Annotated in this window: 12 protein-coding genes and 1 pseudogene; 5 read left to right on the top strand and 8 right to left on the bottom strand. The window is 74.4% G+C overall.

Annotated features, from left to right (window positions below; translation table 11 throughout):
• Positions 1-939: dihydrolipoamide acetyltransferase family protein (locus GCU69_RS30505; protein WP_156207814.1), on the top strand; the 939-nt coding region annotated here is incomplete at its 5' end.
• A gap of 102 nt (positions 940-1,041) precedes the next feature.
• On the opposite strand, the gene GCU69_RS30500 is transcribed toward GCU69_RS30505, so the two are convergent.
• A complete protein-coding gene (locus GCU69_RS30500) occupies positions 1,042-1,197 on the bottom strand; it encodes a hypothetical protein (RefSeq protein ID WP_156207813.1) in 156 nt (51 codons plus the stop codon).
• 233 nt (positions 1,198-1,430) lie between these two features.
• On the opposite strand from GCU69_RS30500, the gene GCU69_RS30495 reads away from it, so the two are divergent.
• Together GCU69_RS30495 and GCU69_RS30490 are read left to right on the top strand one after the other, a co-directional pair.
• Positions 1,431-2,105: a GntR family transcriptional regulator gene (locus GCU69_RS30495; protein WP_098752827.1), complete on the top strand. Its 675-nt coding sequence runs from the start codon at positions 1,431-1,433 to the stop codon at positions 2,103-2,105.
• Complete coding sequence (locus GCU69_RS30490) at positions 2,102-3,442, top strand: MFS transporter (RefSeq protein WP_408055863.1); 1,341 nt, start codon at positions 2,102-2,104, stop codon at positions 3,440-3,442. The genes GCU69_RS30495 and GCU69_RS30490 overlap by 4 nt, the downstream gene beginning before the upstream one ends.
• Positions 3,443-4,031: 589 nt before the next feature.
• Here GCU69_RS30490 and GCU69_RS30485 read toward each other — a convergent pair.
• A complete protein-coding gene (locus GCU69_RS30485) occupies positions 4,032-4,859 on the bottom strand; it encodes a maleylpyruvate isomerase family mycothiol-dependent enzyme (RefSeq protein WP_156207812.1) in 828 nt (275 codons plus the stop codon).
• 150 nt (positions 4,860-5,009) lie between these two features.
• Between GCU69_RS30485 and GCU69_RS30480 the strand changes: the two genes are divergently transcribed.
• Positions 5,010-5,783 carry a carbon-nitrogen family hydrolase gene (locus GCU69_RS30480; RefSeq protein WP_098752824.1) on the top strand — a complete coding sequence of 258 codons (774 nt, stop codon included), beginning with the start codon at positions 5,010-5,012 and terminating at the stop codon, positions 5,781-5,783.
• A gap of 97 nt (positions 5,784-5,880) precedes the next feature.
• The gene (locus tag GCU69_RS30475; protein ID WP_156207811.1) at positions 5,881-7,752 is read left to right on the top strand and encodes an NHL domain-containing thioredoxin family protein; all 1,872 of its coding nucleotides are present in this window, start codon (positions 5,881-5,883) and stop codon (positions 7,750-7,752) included.
• A gap of 666 nt (positions 7,753-8,418) precedes the next feature.
• Here GCU69_RS30475 and GCU69_RS30470 read toward each other — a convergent pair.
• The 6 genes and pseudogenes from GCU69_RS30470 to GCU69_RS30450 all read right to left on the bottom strand — a co-directional run bounded on the left by GCU69_RS30470 (position 8,419) and on the right by GCU69_RS30450 (position 13,679).
• Entirely contained in the window at positions 8,419-8,892 is a 474-nt protein-coding gene (locus tag GCU69_RS30470) for a hypothetical protein (protein WP_156207810.1), read from the bottom strand.
• A gap of 756 nt (positions 8,893-9,648) precedes the next feature.
• Positions 9,649-9,810 (bottom strand): annotated as a pseudogene (locus tag GCU69_RS34650) (helix-turn-helix domain-containing protein); the annotation flags it as partial.
• 303 nt (positions 9,811-10,113) lie between these two features.
• Positions 10,114-10,713, bottom strand: coding sequence for an NlpC/P60 family protein (locus tag GCU69_RS30465; protein WP_156207809.1), 600 nt, complete (start codon positions 10,711-10,713; stop codon positions 10,114-10,116).
• 573 nt (positions 10,714-11,286) lie between these two features.
• Positions 11,287-11,517: a DUF6458 family protein gene (locus GCU69_RS30460; RefSeq protein ID WP_098752819.1), complete on the bottom strand. Its 231-nt coding sequence runs from the start codon at positions 11,515-11,517 to the stop codon at positions 11,287-11,289.
• A gap of 376 nt (positions 11,518-11,893) precedes the next feature.
• A complete protein-coding gene (locus tag GCU69_RS30455; protein WP_176604680.1) occupies positions 11,894-12,181 on the bottom strand; it encodes a hypothetical protein in 288 nt (95 codons plus the stop codon).
• A 196-nt stretch (positions 12,182-12,377) separates the two neighbouring features.
• The gene (locus GCU69_RS30450) at positions 12,378-13,679 is read right to left on the bottom strand and encodes a M18 family aminopeptidase (RefSeq protein ID WP_156207808.1); all 1,302 of its coding nucleotides are present in this window, start codon (positions 13,677-13,679) and stop codon (positions 12,378-12,380) included.
• Between the last annotated feature and the right edge of the window lie 104 nt (positions 13,680-13,783).

Genomic DNA, 13,783 nt, shown 5'->3' with positions numbered 1-13,783 from the left:
GCCGGGCTGAACGGATACGCGAAGTCGGTGGCGCGGCCGCTGGCCAAGCCCCCGGTGCGCAAGCTCGCCAAGGACCTCGGCGTGGACCTGGCCGCGGTCACCCCGACCGGCCCGGACGGGGTCGTCACCCGCGAGGACGTGCACGCGGCGGCGGCCGGTACCGAGCCGGCGCCCGGTCCCCGGGCCGGGGCCACCCCGGAGGCGGGCGCCGCGCAGCCGGCGCCGCAGCCGTCCGGGGACCGCGAGACCCGGGTGCCGATCAAGGGCGTACGGAAGGCCACCGCGCAGGCGATGGTCAGCAGCGCCTTCACGGCGCCGCACGTCACGGAGTTCGTGACGGTCGACGTGACCCGCACGATGAAGCTCGTCCAGGATCTCAAGCAGGACCCGGAGATGGCCGGGCTGCGGGTCAACCCGCTGCTGCTGGTCGCCAAGGCGCTGCTGGTCGCGATCCGGCGCAACCCGCAGGTCAACGCGGCGTGGGACGAGGCCGCCCAGGAGATCGTGCACAAGAGCTACGTCAATCTGGGGATCGCCGCCGCCACCCCGCGCGGCCTGGTCGTGCCGAACATCAAGGACGCCCACGCCAAGACCCTGCCGGAACTGGCGCGCTCGCTGGGCGAACTGGTGTCCACGGCGCGCGAGGGCAAGACGCCCCCGGCGGCCATGCAGGGCGGCACGGTGACCATCACCAACGTCGGCGTCTTCGGCGTCGACACGGGGACCCCGATCCTCAACCCCGGTGAGTCCGCGATCCTCGCCTTCGGCGCGGTCAAGCTCCAGCCGTGGGTGCACAAGGGGAAGGTCAAGCCCCGCCAGGTGACGACCCTCGCGCTCTCCTTCGACCACCGGCTGGTCGACGGCGAGCTGGGTTCGAAGGTCCTCGCGGACGTCGCGGCGGTGCTGGAACAGCCGAAGCGGCTGATCACCTGGGCGTGAGGGGCCGTTGCCCCGGACGGCGGCCGTCTGAGCCGGGGCGGCCGCCTGTCCCGGACGGGGGCCTGAGCCGGGCGGCCGCCTGAGCCGGACGGTCGACCGGGTTCAGCGACCGTCAAGGTCCGACGGTCGCCCGGGCCTGGTGGTCGCCGGGACCTGGCGGTCGCCGGGGCCGACGACGACAGACAGCAGGTCGAACACCCGGACCGCCAGAAGCACCAGGAGCACCAGGACCAGAAGCGCCAGAAGCACCAAGAGCACCGAGAGCACCGGAGGGCCCGGACGCCGTGCGCATCCGGGCCCTCCGGCGTCGCGCGCCCTCGCGTCCGGGCCGGCAGCGGCCCCGCCCGGCCTCCGCGGACGTGTCCCGGCTCACCCCCGCCCGTGAACGTGTCCCGGTTCGTCCCGCCCGTGAACGCCGTCCGGACCCGCCGCCCGCGTCCGTATCCCGGACCGGGCGGCGAACGCATACCTGTTGTATCTATGATGCGCCCATGGCTTCAGCCTCCTCTTGCGCCGCGCCCGCCCCCGTCAAGCAGCCGCCCGCCACCGAACGGGTCTACGCCCACATCAAGCAGGCCGTCCTCGACCGCACCTACGAGGGCGGCACCCTGCTCACCGAGGGCCATCTCGCCGAGGCCGTGGGGGTCTCCAGGACCCCGGTACGGGAGGCGCTGCTGCGGCTGGAGGTGGAAGGGCTGATCAAGCTCTACCCGAAGAAGGGCGCCCTCGTGCTGCCCGTCTCCGTGCAGGAGATCCGGGATGTCGTCGAGACCCGGCTGCTCGTCGAGGAGCACGCGGTGCGCAAGGCCGTACCGGTGACCCCGCAGTTGGCCGCGCGGCTGGAGGAGCTGCTGGCGGACCAGCGGGCGCACGGTGCCGCGGGCGACCTGACCGCCTTCTCGGTCAGCGACCGCTGCTTCCACGCCGAGATCGTGCGCAGCACCGGCAACGAAATCCTGATCCGGCTCTACGACCAGCTGCGCGACCGCCAACTGCGGATGGGCGTGGCGGTCATGCACCAGTGCCCGGGCCGGATCGACAAGAGCATCGACGAGCACACCGCGATCCTCGCCGCGCTGCGCGACGGAGACGGCGAGGCGGCCGCGGGTGTCGTCCGCCGCCATGTCGGCCGGGTGCTGGAGCTGATCCGGGGGGACGGGCGGTGACCGGTACTCCCAAGCTGCCCGGCGGTCGTCCCGCCGGCTCCGGCGGAGGGACGCCCGCCGGCGGCGGCCGGGCGGTCGCCGTCTGGGGCATCGGTGTCCTCGTCTACTTCTTCGCCGTCGCCTTCCGTACGAGCCTCGGCGTCGCCGGACTCGACGCGGCGGAACGTTTCCACATCAACGCCTCGGCCCTGTCGACGTTCTCGATCCTCCAGCTGCTCGTCTACGCGGGCATGCAGATACCCGTCGGCCTGCTGGTCGACCGGCTCGGCACCAAGCGGGTGCTGACCATGGGCATCCTGCTGTTCACCGTCGGCCAGTTCGGTTTCGCGCTGTCCGAGTCGTACGCGATGGCGCTGGCCTCGCGCGCGCTGCTCGGCTGCGGTGACGCGATGACGTTCATCAGCGTGCTGCGGCTCGGGGCGCGCTGGTTCCCGGCCCGCCGGGGGCCGCTCGTGGCCCAGGTCGCCGCGCTGATCGGGATGGCGGGCAACCTCGTCTCCACGCTGGTGCTGGCCCGGCTGCTGAACAGCCTGGGCTGGACGACGACATTCGCGGGCAGCGCGCTCGGCGGCGTACTGGTGCTCGTGCTGGTGACGGCGTTCCTGAAGGACCACCCGGAGGGCTTTGAGCCCGTCCCCGAGCGGCCGGCGGGCGACACCCGGCGCTTCGGCGTCGGCCGGCAGATCGCCGGCGCCTGGCGGGAGCCGGGCACCCGGCTCGGGATGTGGGTGCACTTCACCACCCAGTTCCCGGGCATGGTCTTCCTGCTGCTGTGGGGGATGCCGTACCTCGTCGAGGCGCAGGGGCTGTCCCGGGCCACGGCGGGCGAGCTGCTGACGCTCGTCGTGCTGTGCAACATGGCGATCGGGCTGGTGTACGGGCAGGTCATCGCCCGCCACCACCGGGCCCGTACGCCGCTGGCCCTGGGCACCGTCGCCGCGACCGCGGTCGTCTGGGCCGCCGCGCTCGCCTGGCCGGGCGACCACGCGCCGATGTGGCTGCTCCTGCTGCTCTGCGCGGTCCTCGGCGCCTGCGGTCCCGCCTCGATGATCGGCTTCGACTTCGCCCGCCCGGCCAATCCGCCGGAGCGGCTCGGGACCGCCTCCGGCATCGTCAACATGGGCGGGTTCACCGCCTCGATGACGACGCTGCTGGCGATCGGCGTGCTGCTGGACCTGACCGGTGAGAACTACCGGATCGCCTTCGCCTCGGTCTTCGTCCTCCAGGCGGTCGGCGTCAGCCAGATCCTGCGCCTGCGGGGCCGCGCGAGCCGGCGCGAGGAGGAACGGGTCGTCGCCAGCCGGGTGGAGACGGTGCACGTACCCGCCCATCGCTGATCTCCCGCGGCGCACCCGGGAACGCCCGTCCCGGACGGCGGCGCGCACACCGGCCGCTCGTACACCGGCCGCGCGCACCGGCCAATCTCCGGTGCGGCCCCGGCGCCGCGGGCCCTGGGCCACAGCCCCGCACCGCGGCCTCTGCACCGAGGCCCGGACACCCGCGGCCTCTGCGCCCGGCACGGACCGGCGGGCGGGCCGCCGGGCGCAGGCCGTCGGGCACGGGCCCGAACCGGTGGGCGGAATCGCAGCGTGCAGGCCGCCCGGCACGGACCGGCGGGCGGATCGCCGGGCGCAGGCCGTCGGGCACGGGCCCGAACCGGTGGGCGGAATCGCAGCGTGCAGGCCGCCCGGCACGGACCGGCGGGCGGATCGCCGGGCACAGGCCACCCCGCCCGGACCGGCGGGCGGATCGCGGGGCGCAGGCCGCCGGGCACGTGCACGGGCACGGGCCATCGCGCGCAGGCACGGCCCCGGGCCCCGGCGCGGCTGTGCCGGGTCCGGCCCGGTGGGACCGGGCCGGCGATGGCCGTGGTCGTGGCGGCGGTCGTGGTGGCGGCGGTCGTGGCGGCCGTGGTCGTGGCGGCGGTCAGGGGGTGATCGCGAACTCCCGCAGGATCGCCTGGGCGAGGCCCTGGTCGCCCTCGGTCTTGATCCGGTCCGCGAGCGTCTCCGGCCGGGCGCGTCCGCAGGCCAGCAGGAAGTAGGTCTCCCAGTCGAGGGTCAGCGTCGCGGCGGGCCCGAGCGACGGGCTGCCGCTGACCGTGCCCTTGCCGTCCGCGTCCACCCGTACCGTCCGCATGAACTCCAGCGGGCCGTGCACGTCGAAGACGACGGCCGACTCCGGCGGTGCCCCGGCGTCCTTCGCGACCACCTTCGCCAGCCCGTCCAGCAGCACGTCGCGGGTCACGAGCGCGGCGGGCGAGTCCAGGTTGCCCGGCTTGTCCAGGGCCCGGCGCAGGTCCTGCTCGTGCACCCAGACGTCGAACGCCCGCAGCCGCAGGGCCTTCTCCAGAGTCATCTGCGCGCCGCCCAGCGCGGTGCGGATCATCGTCTCCGGGTCCCGGGACTCGTTCCGCAGCTGCCGCGACCGGCGGATGATCGTGTACTCCAGCTCGGAGGTCATCTCCGGCGCGGTGTGGCAGCGGCGCACGTCGACGGGGACCTCGATGTAGCGGCTGAGTTCGTCGGTCACGTGGTAGAGGTCGCGCGGCAGCGTGTGGATGGGCCGCGGGTCACCGAGCATCTCGCACTCGACCCCGATGATGTGCGACACGACGTCCCGGACGGACCAGCCCGGGCAGGAGGTTGCGCGGTTCCACTCACCCTCGACGAGCGGTGTCACCAGCTCGGATATCGCCTCGATGGAGTGGGTCCAGGCGTCGATGTAGGTCTGCAGGCTTGGGTGGACGGTCACGTGACCCCTCGGGCGGTTCGTACGCGGGCTGGGTGCTTGAGCCACCGGCTCACGCAGTTAAGTTACGCTGCACGAGGGGACCCCGGCAGTGCTTTCGTGTGACGATCGTAGGCCCGTCGAGACGGCCGCCCGGCCGAGAGTGGTGGTACCTTGCGCGCCTCCTTGCTCCAGATCGATGTGAATCCGTACGAATCGGTGGATTCGCGCCGGGACCGTGTGGCCGGTCTGGTCCGCGCCCAGTCCGGTGCCGATCTCGTCGTGCTGCCCGAGCTGTGGCCGACGGGCGCCTTCGCGTACGAGGCCTTCGAGGAGTACGCCGAGCCGCTCGACGGCCCGACCGCGGCCGTCCTCTCCGCCGCGGCCGCCGACGCCTCGGTCTGGCTGCACGGCGGCTCCGTCGTCGAACGGGCGGGGGACGGCACCCTCTACAACACCTCGCTGGTCTTCGGCCCGGACGGCCGTCTGGAGCGCACGTACCGCAAGATCCACCGATTCGGCTTCGACAAGGGCGAGGCCACGATGATGGGCGGCGGCGAGTCGGTCACCACCGTCGCCCTGCCGGACGCCGTCGCGGGCCTGGCCACCTGTTACGACCTGCGCTTCCCGGAGCTGTTCCGGCGGCTCACGGACGACGGTGCGCAGCTGCTGGTCATCCCCGCGGGCTGGCCCGCCCGCCGCCGCGAGCACTGGACCCTGCTGTCCCGGGCCCGCGCGGTCGAGAACCAGGCGTACGTCCTCGCCTGCTGCTCCGCCGGCACCCACGGCGGCGTCGAACAGGCCGGACACAGCCAGGTCGTGGACCCCTGGGGCGAGGTCCTGGCGGAGGCGGGCGAGGACGAGGAAATCCTCACCGTGGACCTGGACCCGGCCAGGGTGGCGAAGACCCGGGCGGACTTCCCGGTGCTCCGGGACCGCGTCCTCTGAGGAAGCGGGCCCGGCTGGGGAGCGGGCTCAGGCTGTGGCTCCGGTGCCCGGCCACCCCGGCGGAATGTCCGGGACGCGCATGCTGTTGCATGACGACATGGCTCCACACGCACGCGTCCGCGCCCCCGAACTGATCGGCAAGGGCGGCTGGCTCAACACCGGCGGAATCTCCCACACCCTCGCTGACCTGCGAGGACGTATCGTCATTCTGGATTTCTGGACGTTCTGCTGCGTGAACTGCCTGCACGTCCTGGACGAGCTGCGGGAGCTGGAGGAGAAGCACCGCGACACCGTGGTGATCATCGGCGTGCACTCCCCGAAGTTCGCGCACGAGGCCGAGCACCGGGCCGTCGTCGACGCCGTCGAGCGCTACGAGGTGCACCACCCCGTCCTCGACGACCCCGAACTGGCCACCTGGAAGCAGTACGCCGTCCGCGCCTGGCCCACCCTCGTCGTCATCGACCCCGAGGGTTACGTCGTCGCGCAGCACGCGGGCGAGGGCCACGCGCACGCCGTCGAGCGGCTCGTCCAGGAGCTGGAGGAGACCCACGCGGCCAAGGGCACCCTGCGCCGCGGCGAGGGCCCGTACGTCGCCCCCGAGCCCGCCCCCACCGACCTCCGCTTCCCGGGCAAGGTGCTGCGGCTGCCCGCCGGCTCCGCCGCCCGGCCGGGAACCGTGCCGACGGGCGGTGCCGCGGCGTACCTCGTCTCGGACTCCACCCGGCATGCCCTGGTCGAGCTGGCCGAGGACGGCGAGACCGTCGTCCGCCGCATCGGCACCGGCGAGCGCGGCCTCACCGACGGCGGACCGGACGAGGCCCGCTTCAGCGAGCCGCAGGGCCTGGCGCAGCTTCCCGACGGCCGTATCGCCGTCGCGGACACCGTCAACCACGCCCTGCGCGCGTACGACCCGGCCACCGGCCGGGTCACGACCCTCGCCGGCACCGGCCGCCAGTGGTGGCAGGGCTCGCCCACCTCCGGTCCGGCCCGCGGGACGGATCTGTCCTCGCCGTGGGACGTCGCCTGGTTCGCGGACCGGCTGTGGATCGCGATGGCGGGCGTGCACCAGCTCTGGACGTACGACCCGGCCACCGAGACGGTCGAGGCCGCCGCCGGGACCACCAACGAGGGCCTGGTCGACGGCCCGGCCGCCGAAGCCTGGTTCGCCCAGCCGTCCGGGCTCGCCGCGGCCGGTGACCGGCTGTGGATCGCCGACTCCGAGACCAGCGCGCTGCGCTGGGTCGAGCGCGACAGCGACGGCTTCGCGGTCCGCACCGCCGTCGGCACCGGCCTGTTCGACTTCGGTCACCGCGACGGCCCGGCCGGTCAGGCGCTGCTCCAGCACCCGCTGGGCGTCACAGCGCTGCCCGACGGCTCGGTCGCGGTCTCCGACACGTACAACCACGCACTGCGTCGCTACGACCCGGCGAGCGGCGAGGTCTCGACCCTCGCGACCGATCTGCGGGAGCCCTCGGACGCGGTGCTCGCGGACGGCGACATCGTGGTCGTCGAGTCCGCCCGGCACCGGCTGACCCGGCTGCGGCTGCCGGAGGAGGCGGTCCGGGTCGAGTCCGTGGCCCACCGCACGCAGCGCGCGGCGACGGACGTGGCGCCGGGGCGGCTCCGGCTCGACGTGGTCTTCCAGGCGCCGCCCGGCCAGAAGCTGGACGACCGGTACGGCCCGTCGACGCGGATGATCGTCAGCTCGACCCCGCCGGAGCTGCTGGCCGGGGGCGAGGGCACGGGCACCGACCTGAGCCGGGAACTGGTGCTCGCGGACGGCGTGACGGAGGGCGTGCTGCACGTCTCCGCGATGGCGGCGTCCTGCGACGCACCCGGCGGCCCGGGCGAACCGGAGAACGAATACCCGGCCTGTCATGTGCACCAGCAGGACTGGGGCGTTCCGGTACGCGTCACGGCGGACGGCGCGGACCGGCTGCCGCTGGTGCTGGCGGGCCTGGCGGACTGACGGGCCGGCGGGCTGTCGGCTTGTCGGGCCGGCGGCGGGTCGGCGGCGGGTCGGCGGCGGACTGGCGGCCTTCGGCTGTCCGAGGCCGCCGGGTTTCGGAGTCCGCCGGGGTGCCGGAGCCCGCCGGTTCCAGAGTCCGCCGGGTTCCGGACTCCGCCGGTTTCGCAGTCCGCCGGGTTCCGGACTCCGCCCGGACCGGTGGGGCGGCCCGTGCGGCGTCCTTGCCCGGAACCGCTCGTGGGCGGCCGGGCTCCGGGCAGCTCGTGAGGTGCCGGGCTCCGGGCCGCTCGTGGGGCGCGGGTTCGGGGCCGCTCATCGGGTGGCCGGGTTCCCGGCCACCCGTGCCGTGGCCACACAGGGCCGCGCGTACGGCGTCTTCGTCCTCCCCCGGCCGGGTCTCAACCGGAGCCACCAGTACCGCTTCACCAGCACCGCGTCACCAGTACGGCGTCCTCGTCGCCCGGCCCCCCACCACCACCGCCACCGGCCCCGTCCCCTCCGGGCCCCGCTCCGTCCCCGCGCCCCGCCCGGGTCCCGCTCCGTCCCCGCGCCCCGCCCGGGTCCCGCTCCGTCCCGGCCGTGTCCGGGTCCCGCCACCGTCCGGGTCACGTCCGGGCCCCGCCACCGCCCCGGCCCGAGTCGTCGGTACGGCCACCCGGGCGGGCCTCAGCGTGGCTGTCCGCACAGGGGCACGTCACCGGACGACGGCTGTCCCGGGCGGACCCGGACGGCGGGCAGCCACACCGCTCCACGGGCCGACGCGATGCGGAACCAGGCGCGGCTGTGCCGCCCGTCCTCGTCGGTGACCTCCACCCCGTCGGCGACACGGCACACGGCCCGCAGTTCGTCGCCGTGCCGGACCCGGGCGGCGACGTTCCCGCCGTCGTAGGGCAGATACGGGTCACGGGCGAGCCCGAGCGAGCAGTCCGGCCGGTCACGGCCACCGGGGCCCGCCGGACGGCAGTCGCGCTGGGCGTTGTGCACGGTCACGGGAAGCGTCCGGGCGGGCGGCAGCCCGGCGGGCGTCGATGTCCCGGCCGACGGCTCGGGGGCCGGTGCCCGGGCGGCCTGCGGCAGTTCCGGTACGGCGTGCAGGGCGAGGACCGTGCACAGCGAGGACAGCAGGGCGGACGCCAGCACGCCCGCCCAGAAGTGGAACCGCGCCCGTCTGCGCCGGGCGGCCCGGTCGCGGTACGGGGCCGGGCCGCCATCCGTGTCGACCCGGCCGTTCCCGGTGTCCGGGAGAGCGCCGGGCCCGGACCCGGCGGGGGCGGAGCCGTCACTCCTGTACGGCCCGACGGATAAAACCGCCCCGGTGGAACCGGCCGCCGGACCCGCCACCGCACCTTCCGCCGGCCCGGTGGCCGCACTGTCCCCCGCGGGGCCGGAGGCGGCCCCCGCGCTTCCGTGCCGGGGCTCGAAACCGGCACTGTGCCCGGGCTCTTCGAGACCGGCATTGTGCCCGGGCTGGAAACCGGCACCGCGGCCGGGCTCGAAACCGGCACCGCGGCCGGGCTGGAAACCGGCACCGGAACCGGCAGCGCGACAGAGGTGCGCGCCGGAACCGGAGGATGCTCCCGCCCCGGCGGCATCCGCCCCCGTCCCCGCCCCCGCAGGCCCCGCCGCGATCGCCCTTTCCGCTCCGGGACCCGGCCCCGGCACGGACGTCCGAGCCTGACCCGCGCCCGGCCCCGGCGGTTCCTGCGCTGCCCACTGCGCCGGTTCAGCCCCCGTTCCGGCCCCGGGAGCATTCCCCCGGGCCGGTCCCGCCCCGGCGGCTGTCTCCGTCCCCGCTCCGGGACCCGGTCCCCGGGCCGGTCCCGCCACCGGACCGTCCTCCGCGACGGTCAGCAGCCGCGTCAGCTCCGTGCACCGGCCGTGTGCCTCGGCGCCCGACAGCGCGCACCACAGCGCGAGAAGCCGCCGGTCGGGCAGGGTCTGCCCGCGTAGATAACGCGAAAGGGTCGACCGGCTCACCGGAAGCCGGGACTCCAGATCGGACAGGCTGAGCCCGATGTCCTCGTGCAGGGCGCGCAGCGCGACGACGAAGTCCCGCACCGGGCCGGGGAGTTCCGCGGGGAGCGGGCCCAGCGGTTTGCGGCGGGGCCTCGGCTGCCGCCTACTGGTTGTCCCATGCACGGTTGGTCATTCCAGCACAGCCGGGCCCGGCGCAAAAGGCGTCCCCGCCCGGTAAAACCCGGCTGGAGCCGGGATACGGGCGGGGACACGCGGGTGGGCACGGGCGGGCACGCGGCGGCAACGGGGCCGGCAGCGACGCCGGCCGGCACCCCGTTGGGCGCGGGCGCGGCGAGGTGCCGACGGCCCCGTGCGGCGGGCCCGCTGCCGGCGGGCCCCGGCCCCTCAGTCGGTGATGTTGACCGGGCGGTAGGCGGCGAACTCGCTGCCGACTTCGAGGCCGTAGGTCAGCGTGCGGTGGTCCGTGCCGTGCCCGCCGCGCTGCTCGTAGGCGACGTACGAACTCTTCGAGGAGTCGGTCCACTTCTCGAAGATGACGACGTGCCGGGTGGTGTTGGAACCAGTCGCGTCGATGACCAGATCGCCCGGCTCGAGTTCGCTCATGGCGATGGGCGTGGTCAGGTTGCGCTGCTCGGCGAGGGTCACGGTGTTGTGGCCCGGCTTCCAGATGTTGAGCGCCATGGACGCGTAGCCGGAGCAGTCCTGCCGGTAACCGTCGGACCACACGGAACTCTGGCTGTACGGCACCTGGCTGCCGCCGTTGGCCGTGAGCCAGGTCGCGGCCCGCTCCAACACTTGGGCGCGGGTGATGGCGGCGGCGGGCCGGACGTCCGCTGCGGTCGAGGTTGCGGCGTGTGAGACCGGCGCGGCGGCGTCCGCCGTACCGGGGGAGAGCGCGGTGGCGCCGAAGAGGGTGGCGCCGCCGACCGCGAGGGCGGCCAGGGACAGACCGGCCCGGCGGGGCAGGGCGTGTTTCGCAGACATGTGTGCGTCCTTCGGTGTGGGGGGTGGGTCGGAACGCACCGCCGGACGCCTGTGCTGTTCCCGGCGGCAGGCCCATCCTTACCCGCACCCGGGCACCGTGCCCCGATATCCGGTGTCCCGTTGCACGTCTCAGAGGCACGAGCCGCTGACCTGCTCCGACGCCCGCCGTCCCACACGTATTCGGGACGACGGTGGGACATGAGCGGGTCACGGTCGCGCCGGACGCACGCGAGCGGCCGCCCCGCCGCGGGGACGACCGCTCGTCGATCCGGGTGTCCGGACCGGCAGTTGGGACCGGTGCTTGGGACCGGTGCTCGGGACCGTGGTTGGGACCGGCAGTTCGGGGCCGGAAGTCCGGGCCGGCTGTTGATCCGCCGGCCGTCCGGCTGTTCGGACGGATGATGGTCCGACTGCCCGGTCCGACTGCCCGTTCCGGTTACGGGTCCGACTGCCGGTCCGAGACAGCCTAATCCGGCTGCGTGATCCGGCTGCCCGGCCCGACTGCCCGGTCCCGTCGGCCGGGCCGGTTGCCCGGTCCGGCTCTCGGCCCGGTGTGGGCGAGCCGGACGCGGCTCACCTGTAGTAGCGGTTGTGGTCCTCCACCTCCACCACCGGGGCGCCCGGTGCGGGCGGCTGCACGCGGCGCCGCTTGAGGATGCTCACGTAGGCAGCGAGCCCGATGATGCCGACCGCCATCATGATGAGGCCGACCAGGTCGAGGTTGACTCCGGCTATGTCCCAGTCCACGGCGAAGGTGAGGATGCCACCTACCGCCAGCAGACCGATGCATCCGCCGATACCCATGGGATCCGCCTCCTGAAGGCCTTCGCTCTGGGCTTCTTCGTACGCACCGGGTACCCGGAGTCCGAACCTCCATGCGACAGCGCGGGGGTGGCCGGGCGTCAGGCGAAGACCGGCGGGCGCCACCGTGGACGTCAGGAGGCACGCCGCCGCTGCTTCGGGGGTGCCCTGGCAGGCGAGCCGGGCCGCGGACAGGGCGACCTGCTGCTCGTGGCGGAGGTCCAGCCAGTCCCCCGTGCCCGTCGCCTCGAACCGGGCGTCCAGGTCCGCGGCGAACGAGGCGCGCTGCTCCGGGGTGAGTCCGGCCAGCTCCCGGAAGACCCCGGGGACGTCACCGGCCTCCGCCAGTCCGATCGGATTCACCGTGCCGGCTCCTTCGTCAGGACTCCGTCCGCAGCCGGTCGCCGCCTGCCGTGACGACCGGGTCCGGCGAGTTCGCGGGCCGCGGCCGGTGGTAGCGGCCGGCCGCTACGCCGGCGACCGCCAGCAACGCCGCCGCCGCCGCGGCGGACGGTGCGGTCAGGAAGCCGTTGAAGAACAGCGGGTTGGCCTCCGCACCGGCCGGTGAGGCACCGCCGGAGGTCTCCAGCGCGAGGCTGCGCCCGGCGGCGGACTCGCGCACGGCGGACGCGTGTAAGTAGGCGTACGACTGGATCAGTGAAGTCACACCGGGAGGCTACGGGCGGGCACCGACAGGAGCCGCGCGACCGCCAACCGGCCAACGCGTCAACCGGCCAACCCGTCAACCGGCCAACCCGTCAACCGGCCGAAGCGCCAAAGCCGTTGACCCGCCAACCGATCAACCCGGCAACCCGGCAACCCGGCAAGCAGCCAAGCAGCCGAGCCGTCATCCCGCCGAGCCGTCATCCCGCCAGGAACGCCCGGACCGCGTTCGCCAGCAGATACGGGTCCTCCGCACCGCACAGCTCCCGCGCGGAGTGCATCGACAGGATCGCGACGCCGACGTCGACCGTCGTGATGCCGTGCCGGGCCGCGGTGATCGGGCCGATGGTGGTGCCGCAGGGCATCGAGTTGTTGGACACGAACGCCTGCCAGGGCACGCCCGCCCGCTCGCAGGCGGCGGTGAAGAGGGCGCGGCCGGTGCCGTCGGTCGCGTACCGCTGGTTGACGTTGACCTTGAGGATCGGCCCGCCGTTGGGCATCGGGTGGTGGCCGGGTTCGTGCCGCTCGGCGTAGTTGGGGTGGACGGCGTGGCCGGTGTCGGACGAGAGGCAGACGGTGCCGGCGAAGGCGCGTGCCCGGTCCTCGTAGGAGCCGCCGCGCGCAAAGACGGAACGCTCCAGGACGTTGCCGAGCAGCGGCCCGTCGGCGCCGGTGTCGGACTGGCTGCCGTTCTCCTCGTGGTCGAAGGCGGCGAGCACGGGGATGCAGACCCGGCCGGACTCGGTACCGGCCTCCGCGGCGGCGGTGAGCGCGGCGGTCCCGGCGTGCACCGACAGCAGGTTGTCCATGCGCGGCCCCGCGACGAGTTCCCGGTCCCGGCCCAGATAGGCGGGCGGCTCGACGCTGTGCGCCATCAGGTCCCACCCGGCGACGTCTCCGGCGGGCACGCCCGCCTCCTCGGCGACAAAGCCGACGAGGTCGCCCTCCCGCGGGTCACCCAGGCCCCAGACGGGCGTCATGTGGCGCTGCTTGTCGAGCTTGAGCCCGTCGGCGTTGACGCTCCGGTCGAGGTGCACGGCGAGCTGCGGCACGCGCAGCAGCGGCCGGTCGGCGTTGACGAGCCGCGTCGACCCGTCGCGCAGGGTCAGCCGCCCGCTGAGCCCGAGATCGCGGTCGAGCCAGGTGTTGAGCAGCGTCCCGCCGTACAGCTCGACGGCGATCTGCCGCCAGCCGTGCGCGCCGGTGTCCGGGACGGGCTTGACCCGCAGGTTCGGCGAGTCGGTGTGCGCGCCGACGATCCGGTACGGGGTGGCCGGGCCGGCGCCGTCCGGCACGTACCAGGCGATGATCGCGCCACCGCGCAGCACGTACTTCCCGCCCGGCGTCGCGTCCCACTCGGCGGTCTCCTCGACCTGCCGGAATCCCGCCTTCTCCAGCCGGGCGGCGGCGTTCGCCACGGCGTGGTACGGCGAGGGGCTGGCGGCGAGGAACGACATCAGATCGTCGGTGTGACCGCGATCGAAGGACGCAGGTGTGCTCATGGTTTCAGCATACGGACGCCAGGAGGCCCGTTCCGAGGAGGGCACGCGGGCCGGGCCCGGCCCGCCGGGGGCGCGGGGACGGGCCGGGTGTTAGCCGGCCGCCC

This window comes from Streptomyces lycii (genome assembly GCF_009735685.1).
In the GTDB taxonomy this organism is placed as follows: domain Bacteria; phylum Actinomycetota; class Actinomycetes; order Streptomycetales; family Streptomycetaceae; genus Streptomyces; species Streptomyces lycii.
Note: the sequence above shows the minus strand (reverse complement) of the source record. Positions and strands in the feature narration are given on the sequence as shown.